21 protein-coding genes, 1 tRNA gene and 1 pseudogene are annotated in these 24,655 nt (G+C 66.8%); 8 read left to right on the top strand and 15 right to left on the bottom strand.

Annotation, left to right across the window (positions count from 1 at the left end; all coding sequences use genetic code 11):
• Positions 1–29 precede the first annotated feature (29 nt).
• From esaR to def, 8 genes are all read right to left on the bottom strand, one after another.
• Positions 30–731, bottom strand: coding sequence for a response regulator transcription factor EsaR (gene esaR / locus BTE28158_RS20185; protein ID WP_059607505.1), 702 nt, complete (start codon positions 729–731; stop codon positions 30–32).
• Entirely contained in the window at positions 732–3,146 is a 2,415-nt protein-coding gene (gene esaS, locus BTE28158_RS20190) for a sensor histidine kinase EsaS (protein WP_059607507.1), read from the bottom strand.
• The gene (locus BTE28158_RS20195) at positions 3,136–3,726 is read right to left on the bottom strand and encodes a DUF4390 domain-containing protein (RefSeq protein WP_059607510.1); all 591 of its coding nucleotides are present in this window, start codon (positions 3,724–3,726) and stop codon (positions 3,136–3,138) included. Before BTE28158_RS20195 ends, esaS begins: the two co-directional genes overlap by 11 nt.
• On the bottom strand, positions 3,723–5,111 hold the full coding sequence (gene rsmB, locus BTE28158_RS20200) for a 16S rRNA (cytosine(967)-C(5))-methyltransferase RsmB (protein ID WP_174920058.1): 1,389 nt from the start codon (positions 5,109–5,111) through the stop codon (positions 3,723–3,725). Before rsmB ends, BTE28158_RS20195 begins: the two co-directional genes overlap by 4 nt.
• A gap of 175 nt (positions 5,112–5,286) precedes the next feature.
• The gene (gene htpX / locus BTE28158_RS20205) at positions 5,287–6,144 is read right to left on the bottom strand and encodes a zinc metalloprotease HtpX (protein ID WP_006485774.1); all 858 of its coding nucleotides are present in this window, start codon (positions 6,142–6,144) and stop codon (positions 5,287–5,289) included.
• Between the two features lie 100 nt (positions 6,145–6,244).
• Positions 6,245–6,886 (bottom strand): LysE family translocator, encoded by a 642-nt coding sequence (locus tag BTE28158_RS20210; protein ID WP_151051217.1) that lies wholly within the window; start codon positions 6,884–6,886, stop codon positions 6,245–6,247.
• A gap of 110 nt (positions 6,887–6,996) precedes the next feature.
• Positions 6,997–7,989 (bottom strand): methionyl-tRNA formyltransferase, encoded by a 993-nt coding sequence (fmt, locus tag BTE28158_RS20215; protein ID WP_151051215.1) that lies wholly within the window; start codon positions 7,987–7,989, stop codon positions 6,997–6,999.
• Between the two features lie 34 nt (positions 7,990–8,023).
• Entirely contained in the window at positions 8,024–8,527 is a 504-nt protein-coding gene (gene def / locus BTE28158_RS20220) for a peptide deformylase (RefSeq protein WP_151051213.1), read from the bottom strand.
• A 184-nt stretch (positions 8,528–8,711) separates the two neighbouring features.
• Here def and dprA point away from each other — a divergent pair, with 184 nt between their 5' ends.
• From dprA to BTE28158_RS20235, 3 genes are all read left to right on the top strand, one after another.
• Positions 8,712–10,031 carry a DNA-processing protein DprA gene (gene dprA / locus BTE28158_RS20225; RefSeq protein ID WP_151051211.1) on the top strand — a complete coding sequence of 440 codons (1,320 nt, stop codon included), beginning with the start codon at positions 8,712–8,714 and terminating at the stop codon, positions 10,029–10,031.
• A gap of 36 nt (positions 10,032–10,067) precedes the next feature.
• Complete coding sequence (locus tag BTE28158_RS20230; RefSeq protein WP_151051209.1) at positions 10,068–10,448, top strand: thioredoxin family protein; 381 nt, start codon at positions 10,068–10,070, stop codon at positions 10,446–10,448.
• A gap of 191 nt (positions 10,449–10,639) precedes the next feature.
• A complete protein-coding gene (locus BTE28158_RS20235; RefSeq protein WP_151051204.1) occupies positions 10,640–13,237 on the top strand; it encodes a DNA topoisomerase III in 2,598 nt (865 codons plus the stop codon).
• Positions 13,238–13,381: 144 nt separating this feature from the next.
• On the opposite strand, the gene BTE28158_RS20240 is transcribed toward BTE28158_RS20235, so the two are convergent.
• On the bottom strand, positions 13,382–14,431 hold the full coding sequence (locus BTE28158_RS20240) for a LysR family transcriptional regulator (protein ID WP_124902882.1): 1,050 nt from the start codon (positions 14,429–14,431) through the stop codon (positions 13,382–13,384).
• A 426-nt stretch (positions 14,432–14,857) separates the two neighbouring features.
• Here BTE28158_RS20240 and BTE28158_RS20245 point away from each other — a divergent pair, with 426 nt between their 5' ends.
• Entirely contained in the window at positions 14,858–15,871 is a 1,014-nt protein-coding gene (locus tag BTE28158_RS20245) for a D-2-hydroxyacid dehydrogenase family protein (RefSeq protein WP_059678959.1), read from the top strand.
• Positions 15,872–15,920: 49 nt separating this feature from the next.
• Here BTE28158_RS20245 and BTE28158_RS20250 read toward each other — a convergent pair whose 3' ends face one another.
• Positions 15,921–16,787, bottom strand: coding sequence for a patatin-like phospholipase family protein (locus tag BTE28158_RS20250; RefSeq protein WP_124627060.1), 867 nt, complete (start codon positions 16,785–16,787; stop codon positions 15,921–15,923).
• Between the two features lie 8 nt (positions 16,788–16,795).
• On the bottom strand, positions 16,796–17,200 hold the full coding sequence (locus BTE28158_RS20255) for a PaaI family thioesterase (RefSeq protein ID WP_011886440.1): 405 nt from the start codon (positions 17,198–17,200) through the stop codon (positions 16,796–16,798).
• A 191-nt stretch (positions 17,201–17,391) separates the two neighbouring features.
• Here BTE28158_RS20255 and BTE28158_RS20260 point away from each other — a divergent pair.
• Positions 17,392–17,467: transfer RNA gene (locus BTE28158_RS20260), tRNA-Lys, on the top strand.
• A gap of 200 nt (positions 17,468–17,667) precedes the next feature.
• Complete coding sequence (locus BTE28158_RS20265; RefSeq protein WP_151051202.1) at positions 17,668–18,717, top strand: DUF3592 domain-containing protein; 1,050 nt, start codon at positions 17,668–17,670, stop codon at positions 18,715–18,717.
• A 203-nt stretch (positions 18,718–18,920) separates the two neighbouring features.
• Here the strand turns inward: BTE28158_RS20265 and phnY are convergent, their stop codons facing one another.
• From phnY to BTE28158_RS20280, 3 genes are read right to left on the bottom strand one after another with little or no spacing between them, the layout of a single operon-like run.
• Complete coding sequence (gene phnY / locus BTE28158_RS20270; protein WP_174920059.1) at positions 18,921–20,375, bottom strand: phosphonoacetaldehyde dehydrogenase; 1,455 nt, start codon at positions 20,373–20,375, stop codon at positions 18,921–18,923.
• 27 nt (positions 20,376–20,402) lie between these two features.
• Complete coding sequence (gene phnA, locus BTE28158_RS20275) at positions 20,403–21,641, bottom strand: phosphonoacetate hydrolase (protein WP_151049702.1); 1,239 nt, start codon at positions 21,639–21,641, stop codon at positions 20,403–20,405.
• Between the two features lie 5 nt (positions 21,642–21,646).
• Positions 21,647–21,952 (bottom strand): hypothetical protein, encoded by a 306-nt coding sequence (locus BTE28158_RS20280; protein ID WP_151049704.1) that lies wholly within the window; start codon positions 21,950–21,952, stop codon positions 21,647–21,649.
• On the opposite strand from BTE28158_RS20280, the pseudogene BTE28158_RS20285 reads away from it, so the two are divergent.
• Both BTE28158_RS20285 and BTE28158_RS20290 read left to right on the top strand, forming a co-directional pair.
• Positions 21,927–22,184, top strand: a pseudogene (locus BTE28158_RS20285) (2-aminoethylphosphonate--pyruvate transaminase); the annotation flags it as partial. The gene BTE28158_RS20280 and the pseudogene BTE28158_RS20285 sit on opposite strands and share 26 nt — an antisense overlap.
• Before the next feature lie 105 nt (positions 22,185–22,289).
• The gene (locus BTE28158_RS20290) at positions 22,290–23,678 is read left to right on the top strand and encodes an FAD-dependent oxidoreductase (RefSeq protein WP_151049706.1); all 1,389 of its coding nucleotides are present in this window, start codon (positions 22,290–22,292) and stop codon (positions 23,676–23,678) included.
• 93 nt (positions 23,679–23,771) lie between these two features.
• Here BTE28158_RS20290 and BTE28158_RS20295 read toward each other — a convergent pair whose 3' ends face one another.
• Positions 23,772–24,500: a phosphonate utilization associated transcriptional regulator gene (locus BTE28158_RS20295; RefSeq protein WP_151049708.1), complete on the bottom strand. Its 729-nt coding sequence runs from the start codon at positions 24,498–24,500 to the stop codon at positions 23,772–23,774.
• Positions 24,501–24,655: the final 155 nt, after the last annotated feature.

Genomic DNA, 24,655 nt, shown 5'->3' on the forward strand with positions numbered 1-24,655 from the left:
TTCCTGAGCAAGTGTTTTCGCGAAATATTTTATGCGGCGCCTTCGGACGGTTTCTTGCCGAGCTCGACGCCGAGTTGCTTGAGCTTGCGATAGAGGTGCGTGCGCTCGAGGCCCGTCTTTTCCGCGACGCGCGTCATGCTGCCGTTCTCGCGTGCGAGGTGATATTCGAAGTACGCGCGCTCGAATGCGTCGCGCGCTTCGCGCAACGGGATGTCGAACGGAATCGCGGCCGTCTGGCCCGCGAGGCCGAGCGCCGTGGCCATGTCGTCGCCGAGCGTCGGCAGCGCGGCCGCGGATGCGACTGCCGCCTGCCCCGATGCTTGCCCGACACCGGCTTTCGCGGCCGCGTTGACGGACACCGGCGCCGCGCCGCGCGCGAGACCGTGCTCGACGGACTTCAGCAGCTTCTGCAGCGCGATCGGCTTCTCGAGGAAATCGAGTGCGCCGATCTTCGTCGCCTCGACGGCCGTGTCGATCGTCGCGTGCCCGGACATCATGATCACGGGCATCGTCAACAGGCCCTGCGCCGCCCATTCCTTGAGCAGCGTGACGCCGTCGGTATCGGGCATCCAGATATCGAGCAGCACGAGATCGGGCGCCTGATTCAGGCGGTATTCCCGCGCGGCCTGCGCGTTCTCCGCCGCCTCGACGACATGTCCTTCATCGCTGAGGATCTCCGAGAGCAATTCCCGGATGCCCATTTCATCATCTACCACCAGGATGGTTGCCATTTACGCTGCCTTTGTCTGCATACTTGCTTTTGTCTTGGCGGGAGCCGTCCCGCCCTGCGCGCCAGATTCGGCGCCTGGCGTATCGCTCGCCATCTGCAGGAACAGGATCGACACCTGCGCACCCTCGACGGTCTCGCCGTGCATGCGATTGCGCAGATCGATCCGCGCGCCGTGCTCGTCGACGATTTTCTTGACCGTGGCCAGCCCGAGCCCCGTGCCCTTCGCCTTCGTCGTCACGTAAGGCTCGAACGCACGGGTCAGGATGCGTGCCGGAAAACCGGGCCCGTTGTCGGACACGGTAAGACGGACCGCGACGCGCGTTTTGCCCTCGGCGTCGGGGTCGCCATATTCTACTGTCTTGGTTTCGATCAACACACGCGGATGCGCGACTTCCGCGACCGAGTCCTGCGCGTTCTGCAGCAGGTTGTGAATCACCTGGCGCAGTTGCGTCGCGTCGCCGCGAATCACCGGCAGCGACGGCGCGAGTTCGGCGACGATCGCGCTCTTGCCTTCGCCGACACCATACAACCCGAGCACCTCGCTTGCCAGTTCGTTCAGCTGTAGGTTCGCGAGCACCGCCGGCGGCGTGCGCGCATATTCGCGGAAATCGTCGACCATCCGCTTCATCGCGGCCACCTGGTTGACGATCATCGTCGCGCCGCGCTTGAGCACGTCCGCATCGGGCGGCGCGAGCTTGTCGGACAGCTTCATCTGCAACCGCTCGGCCGACAACTGGATCGGCGTCAGCGGGTTCTTGATCTCGTGCGCGAGCCGCCGCGCGACCTCGCCCCATGCGACCGAACGCTGCGCGGAAATCACGTCGGAGATGTCGTCGAAGACGACGACGTAGCCGGACGTCTGTGGATCGTCGGCCTCGCCCTCGACCGTCGACACGAGGCGTGTGCCGCGCACGAGCAAGGTCAGCGGATCGGCTTCGCCCGGCACCTCGATCGCGAACTGCTGCTGCCAGTGACCGCGATCGCCGCTGCCGCCGTCCGAAGCCGCTTCGCGATCGGCGAATGCCTTGCGCACCATCGCGCCGAATTCCGCGACGACGCCGATCCGGTCGAGCGCCGTGCCGATCATCGCGCCGAACGGCTGCCGGAAGATCCGCTCGGCGCCGCGGTTGGCCGTCGTCAGCCGGAACTGGCGATCGAGCACGAACACGCCGGCCGTCAGGTTCGCGAGGATGCTCTCGAGATACGTCTTCGAATGCTCGAGCGCGATTCGGTTCTTCTCGACCGCCTGCCGCGCCTCGGACAGCTGGCGCGTCATCGCGTTGAACGACTGCGTGAGGAAACCGAGCTCGTCGCGCGACTTGATCTCGCGCTTCGGCGTGTAGTCGCCTTCGGTGATCTCCTTCGTGCCCTGCGCGAGCAGGAACAGCGGCCGCGCGAGCTGCTGGCCGAGTGCGAGCGCGAGCATCATCGCGATGAAGGTCGCGAGGAACAGCGCGAGCGTCAGCGTGCCGATGTACATCTTGCGCAGCCCGGTGCGGCCGAGCGCTTTTTCCTGGTACTCGCGATACGCGCGCTGCACCGCGTCGGCGTTGTGCGCGAGCGTGGGCGGCACCGGCTGTGTGAGCTGCAGGAATCGCTCCGCCGGTTGCAGCAGCGACGTCGTCGCATCGGGTATCGGCCGCACGACGCGCAGCCGCAGCGCACCCTTCGCGCCGTGCGCGCGCGGGTCGCCGTCGACCTCGCCCTCGATCGCCGCGTACGCGCCGTGTTCGCGCGCCTGGCTCAGCATCAGCGGAGTCGGCAGGTCGTCCGGAATCAGCGCGGCGAAATTGCCCGATGCCTGCGCGACGATGTGCAGGTCGGGCGCCGCGCCGGAGCCGCCGCGGCTCGGCTCGACAATCGTCGCATCCTGCACGCCGAACTGGTCGCGCAGGCGCAAGAGCGTGAGTGTCGTGCCGTTCGTGTTCGCATCGACGCTCGCGAGCTGGTCCGACATCAGCCGCGCCTTCGTCTGCAGGTCGGACAGCGACGCGTCGAGCATCCCGCGGCCGAGGTTCAGGCCGGCGGTCAGCGCGGTCTCGACGTTCACGTCAAACCACGACTCGATACTGCGCGACACGAACTGGTACGACACGATGTAGATGATCCCGCCCGGCACCACGCCGACGAGCGCGAAGAACACCGCGAGCTTCGCGAGCAGCCGCGTGCCGAACTTGCCCTTCCTCAGGCGCACGACGATCATCCCGATCAGCCCGAGCACCACCAGCAGGAACACGAGCGCAACGATGATGTTCATCGCGTACAGCCACGAGTAGTAGCGGTCGAAGAATTCGGTGTTCGCGCTCGCGGCCGCGAGCAGCACGAGCAGCAGCAGCGCCGTGAGCGCGACGGTCGAGACGATCACACGAACGAGGAGGCTCTTCCCGCTGGCCGCGCGGCGCACTTTATTTAGCACGTTCGGTCACCGTGAAAGTGAAGCGCTTCCAGTCCGACCCGAGCGTCCAGTCGCGGTTGTTCACCGCATCGACCTGGAACGGTTTCGGCATCAGCGCCGTATCGAGCTGCATCCGCACCGAGGCGGTGTAGGTTTCGCCGGCGCGCACCTGGTTGCGGTCGATCACGTGCCACGACGTGATGTGCCGGACGACCGCGAGCGCATCCTTCAGAGACGGGAAGCCGAGTTGCAGCCCGCCCGTCGACACGCGGTATTCGCGCGTGAGCGGCTGGAACGACAGGCGGATCGTCTGCGACACCGACACCGGCTGCTCGTCGAACCAGTACCAGCGCGCGCGGCCCAGTTCGAAATCGGTCGTGAAGTAAAGCGGGATGCCCTTGTTGACGGCATCCTCGAGGTTCGGATTCAGCTCGAAATCGAAGCGGGCATCGAGGCTCCAGCCGCTTCCGTCAGCCTGCAGCGATGCGCGCTGCACGGCGATCGACTCGGCACGCGCCGGCCGAACGACAGTCAGGCACAGCGCCAACGCGACCAGCAGGACGGCCGCGAGCCGAAGTGGAAAAAGGTGTTTGATCGTCACCGTTTCTGAAACCGCGCGTAGAAGAATCCGTCGTGATCGGTGTTCTGGTCGAGTGCGCCGGCCGCCCCGCCGTGCACGCCGCCCGGCAGCAGTTGGCCGGGCGCGTCCAATCGTACCGCATCTTCACAGGCCGCTTCAAACCAGCGAGCCTGCAACTCACCTTCCTCGGGGAAGATCGAACAGGTCACGTAGAGCAGTTCGCCGCCTGGCTTCACGAGCGGCCACAACGCTGTCAGGATGCGACGCTGCTCCGCGACGAGCGCGGCAATATCGGCTTCGCGGCGCAGCCAGCGAATGTCGGGATGACGACGCACGATGCCGGACGCCGAGCACGGCACGTCGGCCAGGATGCGGTCGAACGGACGGCCGTCGTACCACGCGTCCGGCGCGCCCGCGTCGCCCACGCGCACGTCCGCCGCGAGAGACAGACGCGCGAGGTTCTCGCCGATACGCGCCGCGCGGGTCGCGTCGCTTTCGAGTGCGACGACTTCGGCGTCGGCCAGCTCGAGGATATGCCCGGTCTTGCCGCCCGGCGCCGCGCACGCGTCGAGCACGCGCATGCCGTCGCGCGCACCGAGCCATTCGGCCGCAAGCTGAGCACCGGCATCCTGCACCGACACGACGCCGTCGGCAAAGCCCGGAATGCGGTCAACCGGCAGCGCCGACGCGAGCCGCACCGCATGGCGACCGATCCCGGTCGCCTCGATTCCGCTCGCGCGCAGCGTATCGAGATACGCATCGACGGTTGCGCGGCGCGCGTTCACGCGCAGCGTCAGCGGACCCTGGCGCTCGCCGGCCGCAAGAATCGTCTGCCAGGCTTCCGGCCACGCACGCTTCACCGCATCGACCCACCAAGTGCGGTAATTCCAGCGTGCGACGGGATCGTTCTGCATCGCCGCGACGAGCGCGTCGCGCTCACGCTGGAAACGCCGCAGCACGGCGTTGACCAGCCCCTTCGCGAACGCAAATTCGCGCCGTGCGCCGATCACGCTGACGGCCTGGTCGACGATGGTGAATGCCGGATACGCCGCCGCGTCCTCCGGATCGAGCAGCAGCGCAAGCGCACCGGCGAGCACCGCATGCACATGCGCGGGCGGCGCCTTGCTGACCAGCCGGCCGATCAGCCAATCCGCACTGCCGAGACGACGCATCGTCCGATACGCGACGTCCTGCGTCGCGCCGCGCGCCAGCGCCTGCGCGCCGGCCGGCATCTGCGCGAACACCGCGGCCAGTGCCGCCGGCAGCGCGGTACCGCGCCGCACCGCATCGACGGCCTGCGCGGCCGCGTCGAGCGCGAAGCCCAGCGAATCGGGCGCGAGATGCAGCGCGGGCAGGCGCGCGGCGCGGCCGGAGGAAGACTGAGCGGAGGAGCGGGTTCGTGTCATCGGAGCAAAATCGGCAAACGGGTGCCGCGAGCGGCGGAAACCCAGCGGCCGCATGGCCGCCGCGATTCCAAACCGCGCATTGTAGCGTGCGATCATGCGGCCCCTTTACGGGGCGCACAAATGAAACACCCCGCAGCGCGGGGCATGCGGGGTGATGTGTCGAGCGCGACGCGACTTAGTCGAAGCGGCCGGTGCGCGCCATCTCCATCAGGCGCGCGATGCGCTCCTCGGTCGCCGGGTGCGTGGAGAACAGATTCTGCAGACCGCCGCCGTGAAGCGGGTTCATGATCATCATCTGCGCGGTGGCCGGATGCGCTTCGGCCGCCTGGAACGGGATGCCGGCCGCATAGCGATGGATCTTGTCGAGCGCGGTGGCGAGCGACTGCGGATCTCCCGAGATCTGCGCGCCGCCGCGGTCGGCCTCGAACTCGCGCGCTCGCGAGATCGCCATCTGGATCAGCGCACCGGCGATCGGTGCGAGCAACGCGACTGCGATCCCCGCGATCGGGTTGGCCGGACGGCCGTTTTCGTCGCGACCGCCGAAGAACATCGCGAAGTTGGCCAGCGCCGAAATCGCGCCTGCCATCGTCGCGGTGATCGTCGAAATCAGGATGTCGCGATGCTTCACGTGCGCGAGCTCATGCGCCATCACGCCGCGCATCTCGCGCTCGGACAGCACACGCAGGATGCCCGTCGTCGCGGCGACCGCCGCGTGCTCGGGGTTGCGGCCCGTGGCGAACGCGTTCGGCGCGTCCTCATTGATCAGGTAGACGCGCGGCATCGGCAGGTTCGCACGCGTGGCGAGCTCGCGCACCATCCGGTAGAACTGCGGCGCCGTGTTCTCGTCGACCTCCTGCGCGTTGTACATGCGCAGCACCATCTTGTCGGAGAACCAGTACGAGAAGAAATTCATGCCGAGCGCGAACAGCAGCGCGATCGTCATGCCGCGCGAGCCGCCGATCATGCCGCCGATCACGATGAACAGGGCCGTGATCGCGGCCATCAGCATCGCCGTTTTGACCCAATTGAACATACCCACTCCTTATCCGTCAGGGGACCCGCCGCACATTACGATGCACGGCGGAAAATTGTAAGCGATTTGTTAGATAAGGTCTTGCCGGAAAAATTCAATTTCAGCGTTGCGTCGCCGCGAGCCGCAACCCGAGGCCGACGAAGGCGCTGCCCACCGTGCGGTCAAGCCACTTCCTGACGCCCGGCTTGCCGGAAAAGCGCTGCGTGACGCTGCCCGCGACCCACGCGACGATGCAGCTCCAGATCGTGCTCATCACGAGGAACACCGAACCGAGAGCCAGGAACGCCAGCGCCTTGTGCGGGCTGTCGGCCGACACGAACTGCGGGAAGAACGACACGAAGAACAGCACGACCTTCGGGTTCAGCACGTTGGTCCAGAAACCCTGCATGAACAGCTGGCGCAGCGGCTTCGCGGCCGTGGCCCGCGCCGCCTCGGCGCCTGCCGGCGCGGCGGCCTGCCTCGCGAGGATCATGCGCACGCCGAGATAGATCAGGTAAGCGGCACCGACCAGCTTGATCACCATGAACGCGGCGGCCGACGCCGCGAGCAGCGCAGTCAGGCCGAACGCGCACGCAAGCGCGTGCACGCAGCAGCCGGCGGAGATGCCGAGCGCGGACATCAGCCCCGCGCCACGGCCCTGCGCGACGCTGCGGCCGACGATGTACGCCGTATCGGGGCCGGGCGTGACGTTCAGCAGGAAAACCGCGAGCACGAAGAAGCCGAAATGGGTGATGCCAAGCATGAAAACCTCGAAATCGGAAAGCGCAGGGAAATTCTACGCGCGCCTGCTGCGCCGTGCGACTCGGCCATCCGGCCAATTGCGCACGACCGGCATGTCGGGTCGAATGACGCTCACAGCCCGTCGGGCAACGCGAAGCGCTGGCCCGCGGCGAGCGGCGAGCCGGCCAGGAATTCGCGCGCGGGCAGCCGCTTGCCGCCCGGCTTCTGCAGTTGCGTGACGCGCAGCGCGCCGCCACCGCATGCGACGACCACGCCTTCCGGCGAAGCCTCGACGATCGTGCCGGGCACCGCGTCGACAATCCCGCCGCGCGCCGCCACGGGCTCGGCCGCCCACAGCTTGATTGCCGCGCCGTCGAGCATCGCGACGCCGCCCGGGAACGGGTCGAACGCGCGCACCTGGCGCGCGAGCACGTCGGCCGGCTTGCGCCAGTCGAGCGCCGCTTCGTGCTTGCCGATCTTTTCCGCGTAAGTCACGCCGTCGGCCGGTTGCGGGGTGGCGGGCAGCGCGCCGTCGCGCTCGAGCCGCACCAGGGCGTCGACGATCAGGCGCGCGCCGTCGGCGGCCAGCCGGTCGTGAAGCGTCGCGGTCGTATCGTCGGCCGCAATCGCGACGCGCGCTTCGTCGATCATCGCGCCGGTGTCAAGGCCGGCGTCCATCTGCATCAGCGTGACGCCCGTCTCGGCGTCACCGGCCTCGATCGCGCGATGGATCGGCGCGGCGCCGCGCCAGCGCGGCAGCAGTGACGCGTGGATGTTGATGCAGCCGGCGCGCGGAATGTCGAGCACTTCCTGCGGCAGCAGCAGGCCGTATGCGGCGACCACCATCACGTCGTGCGGTGTCGTGCGCAGCAGCTCGATCGCGTCGGCCGCCTCCGTCGGGTACTTGCCCGCGCGGCGCAGCGACGTCGGCTGCGCGACGGACATTCCGTGCTCGACGGCATAGCGCTTCACGGCGCTCGCCTGCAGTTTCATCCCGCGCCCGGCGGGACGGTCGGGCTGGGTGAGCACGAGCGGCACCGGAAAACCGGCCTCATGGATCGCGGCGAGTGCGGCCGCGGCGAATTCCGGCGTGCCGGCAAAAATCACGCGCAACGTATGGGTCATGACAGCGTTCGGGATCGGTCTGGGCAAACGCGCGTCACATCGCGCGTTCGAGTTTCTTCATCTTCGTCTTGATACGGTTCTGCTTCAGCGGCGACAGGTATTCGACGAACACGCGACCCATCAGGTGATCCATCTCGTGCTGCACGCACACGGCGAGAAGGCCCTCGCAGTCGAGCTCGAAGGTCTCGCCCTGCTCGTTGAGCGCACGCACACGCACGTGGTCGGGACGCTCGACTTCGTCGTAGATCCCGGGTACCGACAGGCAGCCCTCCTCGTAGATCTGTTTCACGTCGCTCGACCAGATGATCTCGGGATTGATGAACGCGCGCAGCTCGTTCTTCTCCTCGGAGACGTCGATCACGATCACGCGCTCGTGCACGTCGACCTGCGTCGCCGCCAGGCCGATGCCCGGCGCGGCGTACATGGTTTCGGCCATGTCGGCGACGAGCTTGCGGATCCGGTCGTCGACCTTGTCGACGGGCTTGGCGACCTTGTGCAGCCGCTTGTCGGGGTAATGAAGAATGTTCAGCAAAGCCATGGTGTTCGGTATTCGGTGGAGCGGCACGCCGCATCGGCCATCCGGCCGGCTGGCGCCGCCGCCGGGATGCAATGAAGATGAGGCGGACGCGCGGCATGTCAACGCCGCGGGTCTGCCTCCTGCAATTGGCCGGACGCTCGCGCGCGCGGCCCTGTCGAGTATTTCGGATGATGAAAATTTTATCATGGCGCCACGCGGTTCGCTGGCCGCCGCATTCGAGGGGAACCTCATGTCGCCGCAAGCGCTGACGACCTCCGCGTTGCGTGCGTGGCTGCAGCTCTCGCATGCGCCGGGACTCTCGCCCGCCGTGCTGCGTGCGCTGCTCGATGCATTCGGCTCGCCGACGGCGCTGCTGCGCGCGTCCGACCAGGCCATCGGTGCGGCGAGCAGCGCTGCCACCGCGCGGGCAGTGCGCACCAGCGAGCGGAACGACCTCGATGCGCGCACCGACGCCACACTGGCATGGCTCGATACACCGGGCAACGCGATCGTCACGCTCAACGATCCCGTCTATCCGCCGCGGCTGCGCGACCTGCATGATCCGCCATCGCTGCTATATGTAAAGGGCAGGCTCGACTTGCTGCACGGACGCGGGCTCGCCGTGGTCGGCAGCCGCCATGCAACGCCGCAGGGGCTCGCAGACGCCACGCGCTTCTCGCATGCGCTGTCCGATGCGGGCCTCGTGATCGTCTCCGGTCTCGCGCTCGGCATCGACGGCGCCGCACATCGCGGCGGGCTCGACGGCCGCGCCGGCACGGTCGCGGTGATCGCGACGGGTGCCGATCTCGTCTATCCGGCTCGGCACCGCACCCTTGCGCACGAGATTGCCGCACGTGGCGCGATCGTTTCCGAATGGCCGCTCGGCACACCCGCGCGGGCGTCACATTTCCCGCAGCGCAACCGGCTGATCGCTGCGCTCGCGCTCGGCGCGCTCGTCGTCGAAGCCGCGCCGCGCTCCGGCTCGCTGATCACCGCGCGGCTCGCGAACGAGCTGGGCCGCGACGTGTTCGCGATGCCGGGCTCGATCCACGCGCCGCTCGCGCAGGGCTGCCACGCGCTGATCCGCGACGGCGCGAAGCTCACCGCGACGCCGCTCGACGTGCTTGAGGAATACGGGTTGGGCGAACCGGCTGCTCACGTCGGCCGCGCGGCGAATTCGCGTTCGCGCCCCGATAACGGAGGAACGACCGACACCCCCGGGCAGTGCGCGGGCGAGCACATCGGGAAAGCGGGTTCCGCCATTCCGGCCGCTGCGCCCGCCGAGATCGACGGCACGCCAACCGACAACCCGGCCGAACAATCCGTGCTCGCCGCACTGGGATACGGCCCCGTTACTTACGAGTGGCTCGCCGAGCACACCGGCTTGCCCGACGACGCGCTGCACCGCTCGCTACTCGGGCTCGAACTGGCCGGCCGCGTTGCGAGCATGCCCGGCGGACGCTTCGCGCGGCTTGACGCAACGCCCACCCCGCCCGCGTCCGGCGTGCTACAGTCCCCCGCATAGAGGCGGCCGTGCCGCCGACGCTACTCAAGGAATTCCATGCCCGCGCTGAATCTCGACACCGATGCCGATCGGATCGCCGAGCGCCTCGCCGATCCCGACACGCTGCTGGTCGCCTGCCTGTGCGCCGAATGGTGCGGCACCTGCCGCGAGTACCGAACGGCCTTCGACCAGCTCGCCGACGCCCATCCCGAGGCCTGCTTCGCGTGGATCGACGTCGAAACCCATGCCGACCGGCTCGACGATCTCGACGTCGAGAATTTCCCGACGATCCTGATCGAGGACGCGAACACCGCGCGCTTCTTCGGCACGGTGCTGCCGCACGCGGCGATCGTCGAACGGATGCTGTCCAACCTGAGCGCCGTGCCCGGCGCGCCTCACGCACCGAAATTGCGCAACATCCTGAATGTCGAGGCGTAAGCCGCACGCCAGCCCGGCAGCTTTTCGCGCCGTCGCGCGTGCCGCCACGCCGGGCGCTTGCCGCCATTGCGGCCCCCCACTATGATGAGCCGCTTTTTGCACGCCGCGCCGCCGTCGCCACGGCGTGTGCTATAAAGCCGTCGTAAAAGGGACCCACGCCGGCGAACCCGGTCTACCAACACACATCTGTCATGTCCAAAGCACTGATCATTGCGGAAAAGCCTTCTGTCGCGAACGACATCGCGCGCGCTTTGGGCGGCTTTACAAAGCATGACGAGTACTTCGAGAGCGACGAATTCGTCCTCTCGTCCGCGGTCGGCCACCTGCTGGAAATCGCCGCCCCGGAAGAGTACGAGGTCAAGCGGGGGAAATGGAGCTTCGCTCATCTGCCCGTCATCCCCCCGCATTTCGACCTGAACCCGATCGCAAAAAGCGAGTCGCGCCTGAAAGTCCTGACCAAGCTCATGAAGCGCAAGGACGTCGACCGCCTGATCAACGCATGTGACGCGGGGCGCGAGGGCGAGCTGATTTTCCGCCTGATCGTGCAGCACGCGAAGGCGAAGCAGCCGGTCCAGCGCCTTTGGCTGCAGTCGATGACGCCGCAGGCGATCCGCGACGGTTTCGCGCATCTGCGCAGCGACACGGACATGCAGCCGCTCGCCGACGCCGCACGCTGCCGCTCGGAAGCCGACTGGCTCGTCGGGATCAACGGCACGCGGGCGATGACCGCGTTCAACAGCAAGGGCGGCGGCTTCTTCTTGACGACCGTCGGCCGCGTTCAGACGCCTACGTTGTCGATCGTCGTCGAACGTGAAGAGAAAATCCGCCGTTTCATCCCGCGCGACTACTGGGAAGTGAAGGCCGAGTTCGCCTGCGCGGGCGGCTTCTACGAAGGCAAGTGGTTCGACCCGAAATTCAAGCGCGACGAATTCGATCCGGAAAGGCGCGACTCCCGCCTGTGGAGCCTGCCGGCCGCCGAAACGATCGTCGCCGCGTGCCGCGACCATGTCGGCACGGTGTCCGAGGAATCGAAGCCGTCGACGCAACTGTCGCCGCTGCTGTTCGACCTGACGAGCCTGCAGCGCGAGGCGAACAGCCGCTTCGGCTTCTCCGCGAAGAACACGCTCGGTCTCGCGCAGGCGCTGTATGAAAAGCACAAGGTGCTGACGTACCCGCGTACCGACGCGCGCGCGCTGCCGGAAGACTACATCTCGACGGTGCAGTCCACGCTCGAGATGCTCAAGGAGAGCCACAACTATCTGCCGCACGCGAAGCAGGTGCTCGACAAGGGCTGGGTGAAGCCGAACAAGCGGATCTTCGACAACTCGAAGATCAGCGACCACTTTGCAATCATCCCGACGCTGCAGGCGCCGAAGTCGCTGTCCGAGCCGGAGCAGAAGCTGTACGACATGGTCGTGAAGCGCTTCCTCGCGGTGTTCTTCCCGGCGGCCGAATTCCGCGTCACGACGCGGATCACCGAAGTCGCCGGTCATCACTTCAAGACCGAAGGCAAGGTGCTCGTCGAGCCGGGCTGGCTGCAGGTGTACGGCCGCGACGCCGAAGGCGCGGACGCGAACCTCGTGCCGGTGCAGAAGGACGAGAAGGTGAAGACGGACGAGATCGCCGCCGTCGCGCTCGTGACGAAGCCGCCCGCACGCTACTCGGAAGCGACGCTGCTGTCGGCGATGGAAGGCGCGGGCAAGCTCGTCGAGGACGACGAGCTGCGCGAGGCGATGGCCGCGAAGGGCCTCGGCACGCCGGCCACGCGCGCGGCGATCATCGAAGGCCTGCTCGGCGAGAAATATCTCGTGCGCGAAGGCCGCGAACTGATCCCGACCGCGAAGGCATTCCAGCTGATGACGCTGCTGCGCGGGCTCGGCGTGAAGGAACTGACCGCGCCCGAGCTCACCGGCGAATGGGAATACAAGCTGTCGCAGATGGAGCGCGGCAACCTCGGGCGTGACGCGTTCATGCAGGAAATCGCCCGCATGACGCAGCAGATCGTCAAGCGCGCGAAGGAATATGATTCCGACACGATCCCCGGCGATTACGCGACGCTCGAGACACCCTGTCCGAACTGCGGCGGCCAGGTGAAGGAAAACTACCGCCGCTTCGCGTGCACGAAGTGCGAGTTCTCGATCTCGAAGATTCCGGGCAGCCGACAGTTCGAGATCGCGGAAGTCGAGGAATTGCTGCAGCAGAAGACCATCGGTCCGCTGTCCGGCTTCCGCAGCAAGATGGGCCGCCCGTTCTCGGCGATCCTGAAGCTCTCGTTCGACGACGAGACGAAGAACTACAAGCTCGAGTTCGACTTCGGCCAGGACCAGGGCGGCGAGGAAGGTGAGGCGCCCGACTTCTCCGCGCAGGAACCGGTCGGCGCGTGCCCGAAGTGCAAGGGCCGCGTGTTCGAGCACGGGATGAGCTATGTGTGCGAGCACTCGGTCGCGAATCCGAAGACCTGCGACTTCCGTTCGGGCAAGGTGATCCTGCAGCAGGAAATCACGCGCGAGCAGATGGCGAAGCTGCTGGCCGACGGCCGCACGGATCTGCTGCCGAACTTCAAGTCGTCCCGCACGGGCCGCAACTTCAAGGCCTTCCTCGTGAAGCAGCCGGACGGCAAGATCGGTTTCGAGTTCGAGAAGAAGGAGCCGAAGGCTGCCGCCGCGAAGAAGACGGCAAAATCGGCGACGAAGGACGCCGAAACCGTGACGGAAGGCGCCGAAGAGAAACCGGCACCGGCTCGCAAGACCGCCGCCCGCAAGACGACGGCGCGCAAGACGGGCTCGTAATGCTCGGGTTGCCGGGGGTCTCCCCCCCGGCGCGTCGCGCGCCGGTCGAACGACCATGAAAGCGGCAATAAAAAAACGCGGATCGATCGCTCGATCCGCGTTTTTTCTTGATGCCGGCCGTCTCTGTGCGCGGCCGCCGCGACGTTACAGCGGCGACGGCACCGCGACCCGCGCGCGCGGCGAACGCGCGAGGCGCGGCTGCAGGTTCGGGTCGGTCGATTCGGGTGGCTCGGCACGCATCTCGACGCCGATCGGCGCAGGCGCAGCACCCTGTGCCGCCCACTGTTCGCCCATCGTCGCGTCGGTCGCGTGGCTGAAATACTCGACGAGGTGGTCGATGAACGTCCGCACCTTCGCAGGCAGATGGCGCCGGCTCGGATAGGCGATGTTGATCTCGACCTGCGGCAGCCGGAAATCCGGCAGCAGCCGCACCAGCGCACCGCGCGCGATGTCGCTGCCGATCAGGTAGCTCGGCAGGATCGCGACACCCATCCCGAGCAGCGCGAACTGGCGCAGCATCGCAGTGTTGTTCGCGACGATCACGTTGGTCGGACGCACGCGCACTTCGCCGTCCGGCCCCGTGAACACGCGCTCGTCGCCCCAGTATTCGGTCGGCAAGCTCAGCGCCGGGTGCTCGGCGAGGTGTTCCGGGTGGGTCGGCACGCCGTGCTTTTCCAGGTAGCTCGGCGTCGCGCACACGGTCATGCAGCCCGTGGTCAGCCGCCGCGTGACGATGCTCGCGCTGCGCATCTGACGCGTGACGACGATCCCGACGTCGAAACCTTCCTCGACGAGATCGACCTGGCGGTCGACCAGCGTCAGATCCGGCACCACCTTCGGGAATTTCTCGGTGTACGACTGCAGGACGGGGGCAAGGTTGTGCAGGCCGAACACGACCGGCGCGACGATGCGCAACGTGCCGACCGGCTCGTGATTGCGCGCGACGACCATCTGTTCGACATCCTCGAGCTCATCGAGAATCTGGCGCGCCCGCTCCAGGTAGACCTGGCCCGACTCCGTCAGCGAAAGGCTGCGCGTGGTGCGGTTCAGCAGGCGCGTGCCGAGCCGGCCTTCCAGATCGGCGACGTGACGCGTCGCGACCGCGTTGGAGATATCCATTGCACTCGCGGCCCGCGCGAAACTGCCGAGATCCGCAACCTTGACGAACACGCGCATCGACTGCAAATGATCCATAAACGACTCCTGCCGCTGTTACAACTTCAAAAAGTTGAAGCATATGCGTAATTCTCCTACGACAGCGGAAATGATGCAGAGTTGCTCAACAAGGCCCGCGTTGACGATAAAAATAGTCAAAAATCCTCACCCATCGCGAATGGATGATCCAATTATTCTGATTGCAGCAACAATTGGGTGAACCTCATCCGGTAAGCGGCCGAATCAGGAAGGACGTGTCTGATGCGACACAACATCGCACCCCGTCGCACCCGACGGGAGCGACGCCGGGTCAGGCCAGAGCCGATTGCGGCGGAGCGTAACAACCTGTTAAAAAGACACCAAGACGTCCGCCGACGTAGCATCATGTCGGCCCCGGCCGGGCGGGACGGGTGCGCGACGTGCGCCGCCGCCACTGCCGCTTTCAACGCGCGACTCCCGCTGATCATGAAAATTGCCATCCTCGACGACTACCAGGACGCCGTCCGCAAGCTGAACTGCTTCGAGATGCTTGCCGAGCACGACGTGAAGGTCTTCAACAACACGGTTCGCGGCCTGGGGCAACTCGCGAGCCGCCTGGCGGAAGTCGAGGCGCTCGTGCTGATTCGCGAGCGCACGCCGATTTCGTCGCAATTGCTCGCCAAGCTGCCGAATCTGCGCATGATCAGCCAGACCGGCCGTATCTCGAGCCACATCGACCTCGAAGCATGTACCGACCGCGGCATCGCGGTGCTGGAAGGCACGGGTTCGCCGGTCGCGCCCGCCGAACTGACCTGGGCGCTCGTGATGGCCGCCCAGCGCCGCATTCCGCAATACGTCGCGAACCTGAAACAGGGTGCCTGGCAGCAATCGGGCCTGAAGACGTCGGCGCTGCCGCCGAACTTCGGTCTCGGCCAGGTGCTGCGCGGCCAGACGCTCGGCATCTGGGGCTACGGCAAGATCGGCCGGCTGGTCGCCGGCTACGGCAAGGCGTTCGGGATGAACGTGCTGATCTGGGGCCGCGAGCATTCGCTCGAGGCCGCGCGCGCCGACGGCTACACGGCCGCCGAGAGCCGCGAAGCGCTGTTCGAGCAGAGCGACGTGCTGTCGCTGCACCTGCGCATGCACGACGACACGCGCGGGATCGTCAAGCAGGAAGACCTGATGCGGATGAAGCCGACGTCGCTGCTCGTCAACACGAGCCGCGCTGAGCTGCTCGAGGAAAACGCGCTCGTCAACGCGCTGTCGCACAACCGTCCGGGGATGGTCGCGATCGACGTGTTCGAGAGCGAGCCGATCCTGCAGGGCTACAGCCTGCTGCGGATGGAAAACGTGATCTGCACGCCGCACATCGGCTACGTCGAGCGCGAAAGCTACGAGCTCTACTTCAGCGCGGCGTTCCGCAACATCCTCGCGTTCGACCAGGGCGACATGTCGAGCGTCGTCAACCCGGAAGCACTGACGCCGCGCCGCGTGCGCTGACCGGCGCGGGCCGCGCTCGCCGCGCGGCCCCGTTTCTCCGTTCCCGCCTTCAGGCGGCCACGCGGCCGCCCGTCATCGCGTCGACGCGCGTGAGGAAATGCTCGCCGTCGCGCCGTCCGAGGTCGTACGCATGCCGCATCTGCGACGGACTCGTGTAATCCCAGCTCGAAATCGGCACCTTGCTCGACGGCTGTACATAGAGCCGCCTCTGGTCGCCGTGCGCGACCGTGAACATCTGCGGGCGCGGATACAGCCGCGTGACGAGTACCAGCACGTCACCCGGCGATGCGTCGAGCGCGTCGACCGGCACGTTGTCGACCATCCCCCCGTCGAGTACGGGCCGCCCGCCGCGGCGCAGCACCGGCGTGAACGGCGGCGTGCACGACGACTGCAGGATCAGGTCGGCGAGTTCGTCGACACTTGCGCATGCCTGCGCGCGCACGAATTCGGGCCGGAAGCCGAGCGTGCGCCCGAGCGTCGGGTGCAGCGTCTTGCGCACGTATTTCTCGATGTTGTACGCGACGAGGCCGGCGGCGACCGCACTGCGCGCGCCGAGCCAGCGCGGCACGTGCGACACGCCGATGCGGATCTCCGGCGCCGCGGCGAGCTTCGCGAACGGCTCGCCGTAGATGTCGAGCAATGCCTGACGGTAGATCCGGTAATGCGGAAACACCGGCTCGCGCCCGAACAGGTTGCCCCAGTACGCGTTCTTGCGGTTGTGGCGCAGCGCCTCCTCGTAATAGCGCATCACCCACGCGGCATCGCGCGTATACAGCATGCAGGCGGTCGCCGCGCCGGCCGAGATGCCGGCGATCACGCGCGGGCGCAAGCCGAGCGCCGGCTGGGCAACGTCCCAGAAGCCGGCCTGCCACCAGCAGCGATTGCCGCCGCCCGCGAAAACGATCTGGTCGAACATCGCGCCGCTCAGCTGACGAGCGCGTAGGTCGACGTTGCGTGAACGGCCATCTTGCCGTCCTCGTCGAACAGCTCGACTTCGCCGAATACCAGGTTGCGGCCCATACGCAGCACGCGCGCGGTGACGAGCACGTCGCCCTTGCGCACCGGACGCATGAAATTCGTGTTCAGCGAGACGGTGGTCATCGGCCGGAACTCGCCGAGCGCGGCCGAGATCGCGACCACCATCGCGGTGTCGGCGGCGGCCGTGAACACCTGCCCGCAGATGATGCCGCCCGAATGACGGAATTCGCCGGAAAACGGCAGGCGCATCGTGACGCTGTCGTCGCCGATCGATACGGGGACCAGACCGAGCGAGCGGACCCACGGGGCCAGGAGCCGATCCAGCAATTCGCGGACTGCGTTTTCGTCCATCTTCGAATGTCCAGAAAACGTTGCGCGACCGCCGCGCAACGGGTGTGGACGTCATCATACCGGGAGCGCGCCAACTGCGATCGCTCGTGAGCGCGCGAGCCGCCGCCGGGGCCGTGACGAAGTATTTTCAGGAAATTTGCAGAAAGCGCTTGCCAAGCCCGAAATACCCGTGCATAATCTTTCTTCTGTTGGGGGCGTTAGCTCAGTTGGTAGAGCAGCGGACTCTTAATCCGTAGGTCGAGTGTTCGAGTCACTCACGCCCCACCAGGAATTTCAAAGGCCGGTCAGCGCAAGCTGACCGGCCTTTTTCCATTCCGGCGACCGATTCAGGCGCCCGCCCGACTCCCAAGCATCACGGCATGCAATTACATACATGCCTCGCCCGTGCACTTTCCGCTAGAATCGTCCGACAAAATATCACACGACCGGGACGGCGATCGCCATATCGCCCCCGGCACTGAGAGAGCATGGGACGTCAGACATGGAATCATGTGAGCGAGACGCGACCATTCGGAGGGCACGGTCACGCCGACAGCCGCGCGCACGTCGAGTCGCGCCATCCCCCCGATCGCATCCGGCCCCGTCGCACGACGCGCACCGCGGATCCGGCCATGCCACGTAAGGACGCGCTCGTCGCACTCGCGCTCGGCGTTGCGCTGCTCGTGGTCGCAGCGATGCTCGCCGTCACCGCGAGCCGTGCGGTGGGTGATCTGGTCCGCACGCCGGGCACGGTCGTGCGCATCGTGCAGGACAGCGACGCGATGCGCGGATACCGTCCGATCGTCGCCTATCTCGCGAACGACGGCCACCGCCGTGAAGTCGCCGGCAATACCGCATCGGTGGTCCCGGCGTACGACATCGGCGAAAGCGTCGACGTCCTGGTCGATCCGGCCCATCCGAACCGTCCCGCGCTGATCGACGATTTCACGCAACGCTGGTTTCCCGTCGCGGTGCCGGCACTGCTCGCGGTCGCGTCGCTTGCGGTCGGCTGCCTGCTGTACGGGAGCGAGCGCCGTAGCCGGCGAGACAACGCGCTTGCCGCACCGGCCGCCGGCAAGACGGCCCGGCGCCGCTGGAACATCGCGATCGTGCTGGTACCGATCGCGATCGGCACCGGCTTCCTGGCCGGCGCCGGTGCTGCCGGGCTGCGCCAGTGGCAGATCGCCCGCCATTACGCGCACTCGACCGGCCACGTCGTCGAGATCACCGAATCGGCACAATCGTCCCGCACACGCACGTCGCTCTACTCGGCGACCATCGCGTTCACGACCGACAGCGGCCGCCCGGTCACGTTCGCGCAAGGCTCGGCTTCATCGCGCCCCGGGCTGTACGAAGGCGAGGTGGTCAACGTGCTGTACGACCCCGTCATACCCGAGCGCGCGGTCATCGACCGATTCTGGGACCGGTGGGGACTCACGGCGATCCTGTTCGCGATCGGCGCGCCGTTCCTCGCCACCGGATTGTTCGTCATCGGTGCGCTGTGGCCCGATCATCGGCCGCACGAACTCGCTGAATGATGAACGCGGAGGAGACGGGCCGTCGACGCCGCGGCCATCCGCGAGAAACACCGCAACGTGCGCCCGCATCTCCGGCACTTCGAGCAGGTTCACGCAGCGCAGCAACGTGCGCTTGCATCCAAATCGGCGAACGACATGAGCCGATCGAATAACGCCCGCACCGGCCGCGAAGCCGGTGCGGGCGCGGGCACATTGCGTACCGCTTACCACGGCAGCGAATAGGTCTTCGTGTTCGTGAAGCTCTTCATCGCCTCCTGCACGCCTTCCTTGTAGCCAAGCCCCGAATCCTTCACGCCGCCGAACGGCGTCAGTTCGAGCCGGTAGCCCGGCACCTCGCGCACATTCACGCTGCCGACCTCCAGCTCGGTGATGAAACGCGTGATGTTGTCGAAGCGGTTCGTGCAGACCGACGACGACAGCGCATAGTCGGTGCTGTTCGACATCCGGATTGCTTCGTCGATGTCACGGAAGCGCATGATCGGCGACACCGGGCCGAACGTCTCGTACTTCACGAGCGGCATGTCGGGTGTCACGCGATCGATCACCGTCGGCGAATACAGCGCACCGTCGCGCACGTTGCCGACCAGCAGCCGCGCACCGCGCGCGATCGCGTCGTTCACCTGCTGCTCGCAGAACTTCGCGGCTGCCTCGTCGATCACCGTGCCCATGTCCACCGACGGATCGGACGGATTGCCGTACGACCACGCGCGCGTCTTCTCGACCACCAGCTCGGTGAAGCGATCGGCCACCGACTCGTGCACGAGCATGCGCTTGATCGCGGTGCAGCGCTGCCCCGAGTTCTTGTACGAGCCCGACACGGCGAGCGTGCTTGCTTCGTCGAGATCGGCGTCGTCCATCACGATGATCGGATCGTTGCCGCCGAGTTCGAGCACCGCGCGCCGGTAGCCCATCCGCGACGCGATCGACTTGCCGATCGATACGCCGCCGGTGAACGTGATGAGGTCGATCGCCGGATTCGTGATCAGCTCATCGGCGATCTCCTTCGGGTCACCGGTGATCACTTGCAGCATCTGCGGCGGCAGGCCGGCTTCGTACAGGATGTCCGCAAAGAGGTAGCACGACAGCGGCACCTTCTCCGACGGCTTCACGACGATCCGGTTGTTGGTCGCGACCGACGGCACGACCTTGTGCGCGACCTGGTTCATCGGATGGTTGAACGGCGTGATCGCGGAGATCACGCCGAGCAGCGGTTCGCGCTGCGTGTACACGCGGCGCTTCTTGCCGTGCGGTGTCAGATCGCACGAGAAGATCTGCCCGTCGTCCTTCAGCACTTCGCCCGCGCCGAACGTGAGCACGTCGGCAACGCGCCCGGCTTCGTACGTCGAATCCTTGATGCACAACCCGGCCTCGGCCGTGATCAGCGCCGCGATCTCGGCGGTGCGCGCGCGCACGATGTCGGCCGCGCGGCGCAGGATCGCCGCACGCTCGTGGCGCGTGAGCGTCGGCCGGAATGCACGCGCGGCGGCGAATGCGCGTCGCACGTCATCGAGCGTTGCCTTCGGCACGGTGCCGACGAGCGTTCCGTCGTACGGGTTGCGCACCTCGATCACCGCGTCGCGATGAATCAGCTCCCCATCGATTCGCAGTGCTTCACGATGAAACGAGCGGACCTCCGTCGATGCTGCAATGTCGTTCATGATGTCTTCCTGACGGGTGCGTACGCGTCACTGCAGATGATTGAGCGCGATGTCGATGATGTCGAAGTTGCGCAGTCGCGCGCGGGCCGTGACGTCGGTCGCGACCGGCTTGCTGAAGATCAGCGGCACGATCTGCTCGGAGAGCCCGCCGTGCGAGCGCAGCGGTACGTCGAGGCCCGACAGGTCGTGCTTGATGCGGCGCGTGCCGAGCACGACGTCCTGCTTCGAGATCACGATCAGGTCGCCCATCCGGTCGGGCGGCAGCTCGAAGCGCGCGCAGCCCTCGGCACCCGTCAGCACGACCTCGATGCCGTCCACCGCGGCAAGCCGCGCGCGCAGCGCGTCGGCGTCGGCGGAATCCGGCACGTAGACGGTCGCGAACGAGCCGAGCGCGCCGTGGTGCACGACGTACGGATCGGTGATCGGCAGGATCACGCGCGCGGCATCGTGGCCGAGCCACTCGTCGAACAGCTCCTGCAGGTAGATGACGTTGGGCTCGCCGGTCTCGCCGTCGTGCTTCGCGTTCATCCCGTGGTCGGCCGTGATCGCGACGATCGCGCCGAGCTCGTCGAACCGCTTCAGGTATGCGTCCATCATCTGGTAGAACGCGTTCGCGCCGCCCGTGCCGGGCGCGCACTTGTGCTGCACGTAGTCGGTCGTCGACAGGTACATCAGGTCGATCGGGCGTGTTTCGAGCAGGCGCACGCCGGCCGCGAACACGAACTCGGACAGCTCCGCGCTGTACACGCTCGGCACCGGCTTGCCGACCAGTTCCAGCACGTTGTCGATGCCGTTTTCCTCGATGCTCGCCTCGTTGGCCTTCTCCGACGAGAAGCAGATGCCCTTGAGCCCCTTGCCGAGCAAGCGGCGCAGCTTGTCCTTCGCGGTGACGACCGCGACGCGCGCGCCTCGTTCGGCGAAGGTCGCGAGCACGGTGGGCGCGACGAGATACTTCGGATCGTTCATCAGCACCTCGGCGCCGGTGTCGCGATCGTAGAAGTAGTTGCCGCTTATCCCGTGGATCGCCGGCGGCACGCCGGTAACGATCGACAGGTTGTTCGGGTTGGTGAAGCTCGGCACCACGCACTCGCCCTTGAGCGCCGTGCCCGGCTTGAGCAGCGTGCGCAGGAACGGCGCGACGCCGGCCTCGGCCGCCGTCTCGAGATATTCATAGGCGCAACCATCGACGCAGACCACCACCACGGGGCGGCTCATCCAGTTGTAGCGGCGGCCGTTCACTTCCACGGATACAGGCGTTTCAGACATGACGGTCAGTCCTTTCGGTTCGAAGGGGTTGCGCTGTCGGCGCCCGCACCGCGCCGAGGAGGATGTTTTCCATGCTTGACATTAAAATCGATGATTTGTAGATTGTCAACAATATGGAGAAGACAGAAAGCAAAAGTCGAAGGGACGACGGGCTCGCCGCACACGGCGACCACTATCGGCACAGCTGCCGCGCGCTGGTCGACGGCTTCCGGCCGTTCGGCGATCCGGCGATCCGGCGATCCGGCGATCCGGCGATCCAGCGATCCAGCGATCCAGCGATCCAGCGATCCAGCGATCCAGGTGCCGATCATCGTCACGTTCCATGCGGCGGACGATCCGAACTACGATTTCAAGCGGTTTTATCAGGAGGTCAAAATGCGCGGCTACGTTTTGTATCCGGGCAAACTGCCGGCAGTCGATACGGTCCGCGTCGGCTGCATCGGCCACTTCGGCGAAGCCGGCATTCCGAGCGCGGTCGGCGCGATCGCCGACACGCTGAAGGCGATGGGCGTGCGCCGCGTGTCCGCCGAAGCCGCGGCCTGACGCGATGTACCCGCCGCACGACGACACGCATCGCCGTGCGGCGGTTTCGCTTTCTTTTCCCGCCGTGCGCGGCACGGCGCCCGACCCTTACCGGCACGACAACCGATGCGACCCTTCTGGATCGAACAAGCACTGTTCAACGACGGCGATCTCGCCCCCGCCCTGCAGGGCGCGACGCAGGCCGACGTCTGTATCGTCGGCGGCGGCTTCACCGGGCTCTGGACGGCGATCCAGGCGAAGCAGCAGAACCCGGCGCTCGACATCGCGATACTCGAGGCCGACCTGTGCGGCGCCGGCGCGAGCGGGCGCAACGGCGGGTGCCTGCTCACATGGTCCGCGAAATTCCTGACGCTGCGCCGCCTGTTCGGGGAAGCGGAGGCGATCCGGCTCGTGAAGGCGTCGGAGGCGGCCGTCCAGCACATCGCCGACTTCTGCCGCGCGCATCGCATCGATGCGGAGCTGCGGCTCGACGGCACGCTGTACACCGCGACGTCGCGCGCGCAGGTCGGCACGCTCGCGCCGGTGCTCGACGCGCTCGCCGCGTGCGGCATCCACAGCTACGAGCCTCTGCCGGCCGCCGACGTCGCGCGCCGCTCGGGCTCCGCACGCAATCTCGACGGCGTGTACTCGCCGATCGCCGCGACCGTGCATCCGGGCAAGCTCGTGCGCGGGCTGCGCCGCGTCGCGCTCGACATGGGCATCCGGATCTACGAGCGCACGCCGCTCGTCGACTTCACGCCGGGGCAGCCGGCCGTCGTGCGCACGCCGTCCGGCAGCGTGCGCGCGAGCAAGCTGGTGTTCGCGATCAACGCGTGGATGGCGAGTCGCTTCCCGCAGTTCGAACGCACGATCGCGGTCGTGTCGAGCGACATGGTCATCACGGAGAAATGCCCGGAACTGCTCGAGCAGACCGGACTCGTCGACGGTGTGTCGGTGCTCGATTCGCGGATCTTCGTGTACTACTACCGCACGACGGCCGACGGGCGACTGATGCTCGGCAAGGGCGGCAACACGTTCTCGTGGCGCAGCCGCATCGCGCCGGTGTTCGACCGGCGCTCGCCGTACGAGGCGCGGCTCACGCAGAGCCTGCGCGAATTCTTCCCGTCGCTCGCGGGCGTGCCGATCACCGCGAGCTGGAACGGCCCGTCGGACCGCTCGGTGACGGGCTTCCCGTTTTTCGGCCGCCTCGACGACGCGCCGAACGTGTTCTACGGCTTCGGCTATTCGGGCAACGGCGTCGGGCCGACCTACATGGGCGGGCAGATCCTGTCGTCGCTGGTGCTCGGCCTCGACAACGTCTGGACGCGCAGTCCGATCGTGCGCGGCCCGCTCGGCCATTTCCCGCCGGAGCCGATCCGCTATGTCGGCGCGCACGTCGTGCGCAATGCGATCCGCCGCAAGGAGCGCGCGGAAGACGAGAGCCGACGGCCGGCGAGGGTCGACACGTGGCTCGCGAAATTCGCGAGCGCGGCTGGCAAGGCCGACAAGGCGTGACGATGCGATGACGTCACGCGCAACGAAGCGCAATGAAAAAGGGACGCTGCGAAGCATCCCTTTGCATTTGGCACGACCGCCCGTGCGGCCGCGTCACACGCGCGCGGCTTTCTCACGCGCCACGTTGCCCGCCGAGGGCAGCGCCTGCTCGTGCGTGCGGCGCATCCGCGCAAGGCCGTGCGCGACGTGCTCGCGCACGAGCGCGACGGTCTTCTCCTCGTCGCCGCTCGCGAGCGCCTGCACGATCTTGTCGTGCTCGGCCGCCGACACCGCGATCGCGTCCTCCTCGGCCTCGATCGCGGCCTGGCGCAGCAGCCCGAGCTGGCGCACGAGCCGGCGATAGGTGTCGGTGAGGTGCGTATTGCCGACACCGACCACCATCGCGTCGTGGAACTGCACGTTCAGCTCGGTGTAGCGCGTGACGTCGTGCGTCTTCGCCGCATCCTTCATCGACTGGGTGATGCCCTTCAGCACCTTCAGCGTGTCGGGCGAAATGCGTTTCGCGAGCGCGCGCGCGACCGACTCGTCGAGCATCGCGCGCACTTCGTAGATCTCCTCGGCCTCGCGCAGCGGCACGACGCGCACCGTCACGCCGCGGTTCTTCTCGTTGCGCAGCAGCCCGGCCTGCTCGAGCGCGCGAAACGCCTCACGCACGGGGCCGCGCGACACGTTCAACTTGGTCGCGATATCGACTTCGTTGAGTTTCTCGCCGGGCACATATTCGCCGGACACGATCGCGCGCTCGAGCATGTCCTGGACAAGCATCGCGAGCGACTGGCTTTGCAGGAGTTCGATGGCATTGAGCGCGTTCGGGGCAGTCATGATCGGGCAGGCAGCGAAGCTGCGGATGAGAACGAGGGCGCCATGTCGGCGAATGATCGCTATATACCCTCACCCCGATATATTGTCAACAGTTTTCAGTTTCCAATAGCGAGCGCCTCATGCCGGAATGCGATGAGCGTGCGGCCGGCGCGAGC

The organism is Burkholderia diffusa, assembly GCF_902499115.1.
GTDB classification, from domain to species: Bacteria; Pseudomonadota; Gammaproteobacteria; order Burkholderiales; family Burkholderiaceae; genus Burkholderia; species Burkholderia diffusa.